General features: G+C 70.6%; 5 protein-coding genes. 4 read left to right on the forward strand and 1 reads right to left on the reverse strand.

Annotated features, from left to right (window positions below; translation table 11 throughout):
• Positions 1-51 precede the first annotated feature (51 nt).
• From radA to PLL68_RS06645, 4 genes are all read left to right on the forward strand, one after another.
• On the forward strand, positions 52-1,458 hold the full coding sequence (gene radA / locus PLL68_RS06630) for a DNA repair protein RadA (protein WP_324532816.1): 1,407 nt from the start codon (positions 52-54) through the stop codon (positions 1,456-1,458).
• A 142-nt stretch (positions 1,459-1,600) separates the two neighbouring features.
• A complete protein-coding gene (disA, locus tag PLL68_RS06635) occupies positions 1,601-2,683 on the forward strand; it encodes a DNA integrity scanning diadenylate cyclase DisA (protein WP_324532818.1) in 1,083 nt (360 codons plus the stop codon).
• 20 nt (positions 2,684-2,703) lie between these two features.
• Positions 2,704-3,609, forward strand: a complete 906-nt coding sequence (locus PLL68_RS06640; protein WP_324532820.1) for an iron-sulfur binding domain-containing protein — start codon at positions 2,704-2,706, stop codon at positions 3,607-3,609.
• A 52-nt stretch (positions 3,610-3,661) separates the two neighbouring features.
• Entirely contained in the window at positions 3,662-6,280 is a 2,619-nt protein-coding gene (locus PLL68_RS06645; protein ID WP_324532822.1) for a hypothetical protein, read from the forward strand.
• 87 nt (positions 6,281-6,367) lie between these two features.
• On the opposite strand, the gene PLL68_RS06650 is transcribed toward PLL68_RS06645, so the two are convergent.
• The coding region (locus PLL68_RS06650) for an LVIVD repeat-containing protein (RefSeq protein ID WP_324532824.1) at positions 6,368-7,455 on the reverse strand (1,088 nt) is incomplete at its 5' end.

Here is a 7,455-nt window from a genome sequence, read left to right on the forward strand (position 1 = left end):
CCGTCGTGTCCGGGCACCGGTGTGTCGGGGGTGACGCCTACGGTGGAGTGCATGTCCGGCACCGCATCCCGTCGCTCCGCTCGCTCCGCCGCTGCCTACCGTTGTTCGGAGTGCGGCTGGCAGGCGGTGAAGTGGGTCGGTCGGTGCGGCGAGTGCCAGGCCTGGGGCAGTGTCACCGAGGTGGGGGCGGTCACGGCGCGCACGACGGCCGCCTCGGCGGTCGACCGCCCGGCCATCCCGATCGGCGAGGTCGACGTGCGGCGGGCCGTCGCTCGACCGACCGGTGTCCCCGAGTTCGACCGCGTCCTCGGTGGGGGCATCGTGCCCGGTGCGGTCGTCCTCGTCGCGGGCGAGCCCGGCATCGGAAAGTCCACGCTGCTCCTCGACGTCGCCGCTCGGGCGGCCCGCTCAGGTGACCACGGCGACCGCAAGGTCCTCTACGTCAGCGGTGAGGAGTCCTCGGCCCAGGTGCGAACTCGCGCGGAGCGCATCGAGGCCATGGCCCGATCCCTCTACCTGGCGAGCGAGACCGACCTCGCCACCGTGCTCGGCCAGATCGACGCCCTGCAGCCCGAGCTCGTCATCGTCGACTCCGTCCAGACGATCAGCAGCGCGGAGGTGGAGGGGTCCGCCGGCAACGTCTCGCAGGTTCGTGAGGTTGCCGCCTCGCTCATCCAGGTCGCGAAGGCCCGCGGCATCGCCGTCCTGCTCGTCGGGCACGTCACCAAGGACGGCTCCATCGCCGGGCCCCGGGTGCTCGAGCACCTCGTCGACGTCGTCGTGCAGTTCGAGGGCGATCGCCACAGCAGGCTGCGGCTCGTGCGTGCCGTGAAGAACCGCTTCGGCCCGACCGACGAAGTCGGCTGCTTCGACCTCTCCGACGTCGGAATCGTCGGTCTGGCCGACCCGAGTGCCCTCTTCCTCTCTGGCCGTACCGCCGCGGTGGCGGGAACGTGTGTGACCGTGACCCTGGAGGGGCGCCGGCCGCTCGTGACCGAGGTGCAGGCGCTGGTCACCGCGTCGACCCTGTCCACCCCGCGGCGCGCGACGAGCGGCCTGGACACGGCCCGGGTCAACATGATCCTGGCCGTGCTCGACAAGCGGGCAGCCGCGCCCATCGGCGGTAGCGACGCCTACCTGTCGACCGTGGGCGGGGTCCGCCTCACCGAGCCCGCGGCCGACCTGGCCATCACCCTCGCCCTGGCGGGCGCCATCACCGACAGGCCGCTGCCGCACGGCACCATCGCCTTCGGTGAGGTCGGGCTGGCCGGCGAGATCCGGCCCGTGACCGGAGCGCACCGCCGCCTGGCCGAGGCGGCCCGTCTGGGCTTCACTCGGGCGGTCGTCCCCCCGGGGGTGGCGGGCGCCGGGCCCGTTCCTCCCGGACTGCACATCGTCGAATCGGCAACGGTCAGCGAGGCGGTCGGTCGCGGCCTCTACGACGGCGTCACCCGCTGACTGCGTGCGACGCACGACCGCCACGCGGTCCTGAGCGGTCCGCCGCTGGTGATCAGGCGCGGCAGGAGGCCCGTGCCGGATAGGATGCGCCCAGCGGCCGCAGACAGCGACGGCCTGGGGACACGGATCCGGAGGACTCGCAGTGCCGACGCAACTGCCCGACGAGGAGTTGCTGCGCGCCACCCTCGCGGCGGTGGCCCCCGGTACCGAGTTGCGTGACGGCCTCGAACGCATTCTTCGTGGTCGCACGGGTGCCCTCATCGTCCTCGGCAACGACAAGGTCGTCGAGTCCCTCGCCACCGGTGGCTTCCCGCTCGACATCGAGTTCTCGGCGACGCGGCTGCGCGAGCTGGCCAAGATGGACGGTGGCATCGTCTGCGACCGCGACGTGACGCGGATCGTGCGAGCGGCGACCCAGCTCGTGCCCGATCCCAGCATCGAGACCAGCGAGTCCGGCACCCGGCACCGCACCGCCGAGCGGGTGGCGAAGCAGACCGGCTTCCCGGTCGTCTCCGTCAGCCAGTCGATGCGCATCATCGCGCTGTACGTCGCCGGTCGTCGGGTCGTCCTCGAGGACTCCAGCGCCATCCTGTCGCGCGCCAACCAGGCCCTGCAGACCCTCGAGCGCTACAAGTCCCGCCTCGACGAGGTCACCGGCACGCTGTCGGCCCTCGAGATCGAGGACCTCGTCACCGTGCGCGACGTCGCCAACGTGCTCCAGCGCCTGGAGATGGTGCGCCGCATCAAGGACGAGATCGCCGAGTACGTCGTCCAGCTCGGCACCGACGGGCGCCTGCTCAGCCTCCAGCTCGAGGAGTTGACCGGGGGTCTGTCCGACGACCTCGGGCTCGTCATCCGTGACTACCTCCCCGAGACACGCGCCAGCCTGACCCTCGACGACGCGATAGCCAACCTCGAGGCCATCGACTCCACCGAACTGCTCGACCCGTCGGCTGGCGCTCGCGCGATCGGGTTCACCATCGTCGGTGACTCCCTCGACTCCTCGGTCAGCCCCCTCGGGCACCGTCTGCTCTCGAAGATTCCGCGTCTGCCGGGTGCCATCGTCGACCGTCTGGTCGCGCACTTCGGCAGCCTCCAGAAGCTGCTGGCGGCCAACATCGACGACCTGATGGACGTCGACGGTGTCGGCGAGGGCCGGGCTCGCCTCGTGCGCGAAGGGCTCTCGCGCCTGGCCGAGTCGAGCATCCTCGAGCGCTACGTCTGAGCGCGTCAGCTCCGTCCCCAGTGACTGCGTCACGTGCCCTGGTCGACCTGCGCGAGGTCGTCGACCTGCACGAGACCATCCTGCGCTGGTACTCGCGCCATGCCCGGGCGCTGCCGTGGCGTGACGCTGCGACCACCCCGTGGGGGGTCTTCGTCTCCGAGGTGATGGCTCAGCAGACGCCGGTCGCCCGCGTGGAACCCGTCTGGCTGAGCTGGATGCAGCGCTGGCCGACCCCCGCGCACCTGGCGGCCGAGTCACCGGGCGAGGTGGTGCGGGCCTGGGGCCGTCTCGGGTACCCGCGCCGGGCGCTGCGGCTGCGCGAGGCGGCCGTGGCGATCGTCGAGTGCCACGACGGGCAGGTGCCCTCCGACGAGGAGACGTTGCGCACCCTTCCCGGGGTCGGGGCGTACACGGCGGCAGCAGTTGCCGCATTTGCCTTCGGCCGGCGCACCACCGTGGTCGACACCAACGTGCGTCGGGTCCTCGCTCGACTCATCGAGGGGCGCGAGCAGGCAGCGCCCGCCCTCACCGCCGCGGAGTCCGCGCTCGCGGCATCCGTCGTCCCCGCACACCCACCGACGTCGGCGACCTGGAACGTCGCGGTGATGGAGCTCGGGGCGCTGGTCTGCAAGGCCCGCACCCCCCAGTGTGAGCAGTGCCCGGTCCTCGACCGCTGTGCGTGGGTGCGGTCTGGTCGGCCGGCACACGAAGGGCCGGCCCGGCGCGGTCAGGCCTGGCACGGCACCGATCGGCAGGTACGCGGAGCCGTGCTCCAACTGCTGCGAGACGCCCCTCGCGCGCTCTCGCGCACGGCGCTCGCCGACGCGGGACCGGATGCCGGGCAGCTCGATCGTTGTATCGCTTCCCTCGTCGAGGACGGCCTCGTCGAGCCGGTCGCAGACGCGCACTTCCGGCTGCCGCACTGATCCGGCAACCAGTCGGCCTACGCTGCTCCCGAGGCACATCACGCGGGGTGGGGTGCACGGCACCCTGAAGGACTGCGCGGTGGGGACGACGAGACATCGACCGAGGTTCGGCGGTCTGGGGATCCTGGTCCTCACCGCGGCGCTGTTCGGCACGCCGGCACTGGCCGACGACGGGCTCTCGACGGGGGCGACCAGTCGCTACGTCATCGACGCCAAGGCCGCCGTGCTGAAGGTCGACGTCACCCTCGAGCTGCGCAACACCACACCCGACCAGGGGAACAGGTACTTCTACTACAACTTCTTCACGGTCCCGGTCCCGGCCGGCGCCGAGAACCTGCGGGCCAGCTCGGGTGGGTCCACGCTGAAGGTTCGGCTCAGCGACAGCGAGGATCCGTCGACAGCCCTGGCCAGGATCTCCTTCCCGGACCTGCGTCACGGCCGCTCCCGCACCATCCGACTCACCTACACGGTGCCGGGTGAGAAGCCCCGTGCCGCCGACAGCACGCGGGTCGGCCCGGGATATGCCACCTTCAGCGTCAACGGGTTCGGGGACCCCGGGCGAAACACCGTGCAGGTGGTGGCCCCGACGTCGATGACTTTCGATGCGACGAGTGAGGACTTCACCGCGTCCGACAAGGGCGCCACGACGACCCACACCGTCTCCTCATCCGATCCCGACGGGTTCTGGGCGGTGGTGTCCCTGCGCGACCCGGCGAACAGCAGGAAGGCAACCGTGGACGTGCCCGGAACCTCGCTGGAGCTCCACGGTTACCAGGACGACGCCCGGTGGACGGAGTTCGTGGCAGAGCAGGTCACCGCCGGTCTGCCGGAGCTGGAACGGCTCACCGGGACGTCGTGGCCCGGTGGCCTCGAGCGGATCCGGGAAGATGCGTCCCCGGCCATCCAGGGTTACGACGGCTGGTTCGACCCCGGCGACGACGAGATCGTCATCGGCGAGGACCTCGACGCCGACCTGATCTTCCACGAGCTGTCCCACGCGTGGGTGTCGAGCGAGCGGTTCAGCGAGCGGTGGGTCTACGAAGGCCTGGCCCAGGTGCTCGCAGAACGCACCGTCACGGCGACGGGAGGAAAGGTGGTCCCCCATCCGAAGGCTTCCCGCAAGGACCGCGACGCGGTGGCGCTCAACGAGTGGGGTGGCTCGCCAAGCGTTCCCTTCGACGACGTCGACTCCTACGCCTACCCCGCGGCCTACGCCGCCACCAAGGCCCTGGTCGCCGACCTCGACGATGCCCAGCTGGCCGCGGTCGTGAGTGCCGGCATCCGGGGCGAGAGCGCCTACGACCCTGCCGGCACCAAGGACTCTGCGGGGGTCTTGACGTCGTGGTCGAGGTGGCTGGACATCCTGGAGACCCGAGGTGGTGTGAAGGATGCCGCCGGCGTCTTCCAGACCTGGGCGCTCACCGCCGACCAACGGGCCCAGCTCGCGCCCAGGGCGACGGCGCGAGCAGCGTACGCCGCCGTCGACGAGGGCGACGGTGACTGGCTCCCACCGGAGGGCCTGCGTGCCGCCATGACGCGGTGGGACTTCGATCGCGCCACCACGGTGACGGAGCAGGTGGTCGAGCTGGGCCCCGCGGTCACGCAGGTGCAGGATGCCGCGGCCAAGGGCGATCTGCCCGTTCCCGAGGCCGTGCGTGAGACGTACGAGAAGGCCGAGGACGACGAGCAGTACGCGGCCCTGGCGTCATCATTGCCCCGGGCGGCACGGGTGATCAGCGCCGTGGGGGCCGCCGTGGACGACGCCGCCACGGACCGCGACCCCGTGAGCGCCCTCGGGGCGGCCGTGCTGGGAGTGCAGGACAGCGCTGCCGAAGCGGTCGCGCTGCTCGAGGCCGGCAAGCTCGACGCGGCAGCGGCCGCCGCCGAGACTGCCTCGGGGCGTGCCGACAAGTCCCTGGTCGTCGGACTCGCCGGGCCCCTGCTGGTCGCGCTCGGCCTCGTCGGTGGGGTGATCGTGACCCGGCGAGTACTCCGCGGCCGGTCGACCGCTGGAATCCCGGTGGACGGTGAACCCCTGGACGCCACACTGGGCTTCATGAGTGCGACCCCGGCATCCTCCCCAGCCCAGCCCGGGAACCTCTCGGGTCACCGCTCGCCGGAGGAGCTGGAGGCGTTCCTGCCCGTGCTGCTCGCCGCCCCGCGTGATGTCGGCACCCTCGACCTCGTCGTGCGACGGCCGGCCGAGGGAGCGCGCGAGGTGCTCGACGAGGGTGAACTCGACCTCGTCGTCGGTCTGGTCGGCGACACATGGATCGAGCGCGGCAGCAGTCGCAGTGCCGACGGCGGCCCGCACCCGGACATGCAGCTCAACGTCATGAGCTCACGCATGGTGGGTTTCCTCGCGGGGGATCCCGACCGTCGGGCGCTCGCCGGGGATCAGCTCTACCTCGACCTCGACCTGTCGCACGAGAACCTACCGGCCGGGTCGCGGCTGACGATCGGGGACCCGGCGGAGCGCGGCGCCGTCATCGAGGTGACCGAGCAGCCGCACACGGGTTGTGCCAAGTTCATCGACCGCTTCGGCGCCGAGGCGATGCGGTTCGTCAACGGGTCGGTGGGTCGGCCACTACGCCTGCGTGGCCTCAACGCCCGGGTCGTCGTCCCCGGACGGGTGCGCCCCGGCGACGCGGTCACCGTGACCCGCGCGTAGGCACCGGAGCACGTCGAGTCGGAGAACAGCGAACGGCCCACCCCGTGCGGGGTGGGCCGTTCGTGTGCTGGTTCCCTCAGGCGAGGCTCACTTGCCGGGCTTGATGGGGTAGACCGGCTGGGTCTGGGCGTTGAACTCGCCCAGGCGAACCGAGTTGGCCTTGCGCAGCGTCGGGTCCTTGATCATCAGGACGTCGAGGCCCTTGGTGATGTCCGAGCTGTAGACGAACCCGTTGTAGTAGTACGCGGACCAGGTGCCACCGAGCACGAGGCTGTCGGCGTTGATCGCTCCGCGCTCGAAGTAGTCGAGCTCCTTCGGGTTGGCGGAGTCGGTGAACTCCCACAGGGAGACACCGCCCTGGTACCAGGACTGGATCATGACGTCACGGCCGTTGACCGGGATGATCGATCCGTTGTGGGCGACGCAGTTCTCGGTGCTGCCCTGGTGACGGGGGATCTTGTAGTACGACTTGAACGTCAGGTCGCCGTTGGCCGCCAGGTCGTAGATGGCGTTGGCGCCACGCTTCGGGCCGATGGTGGCGTTGCAGGTGGCCGAGCCGCCGCCACCGAGCTCGTCGGTGAAGATGACCTTGGAGCCGTCGCTGTTGAACGTCGCCGAGTGCCAGAACGCGAAGTTCGTGTCCCGCACCGTCTCGATGACCTTCGGCTGCTCCGGGTTGGAGATGTCCATGATGATGCCGTCACCCATGCACGCGCCCGCAGCGATCTTCTTGCTGGGGAAGGCGGTGATGTCGTGGCAGCCCGAGGTGCTGCCGTTGCCACCGTCCGGGAAGAGCACCGGCGTCGCGATGACGCTGGCCGCGGTCGGGTCGGCGTGCGGGACCTTGACGATGGAGATCAGGTCGTGGGGGCGCAGGCAGTCCGGGGCGCTGTTCGAGGGGCCGTAGCTCGAGACGTAGAGGTAGTCGGCGTCCTCACCCGGAACCACGGTGTGGGTGTGCGAGCCGCACTTGGTCTCGACGGACTTGATGTACTGCGGGTTGGTCTCGTCGGAGATGTCGAAGATCTTGATGCCCTCCCACGAGGACTTGACGTTCGCCGACTGGCCCGTGCTGTTGCAGCTGTCGTCGTTGCGCGAGGAGTCGGTGGACAGGTAGACGAGGTCGCCACGGACGCTGATGTCGTTCTGCGAGCCGGGGCAGTTCACCTGGGCGA

This window comes from Ornithinibacter sp. (assembly GCF_035443565.1).
In the GTDB taxonomy this organism is placed as follows: Bacteria; Actinomycetota; Actinomycetes; order Actinomycetales; family Dermatophilaceae; genus Fodinibacter.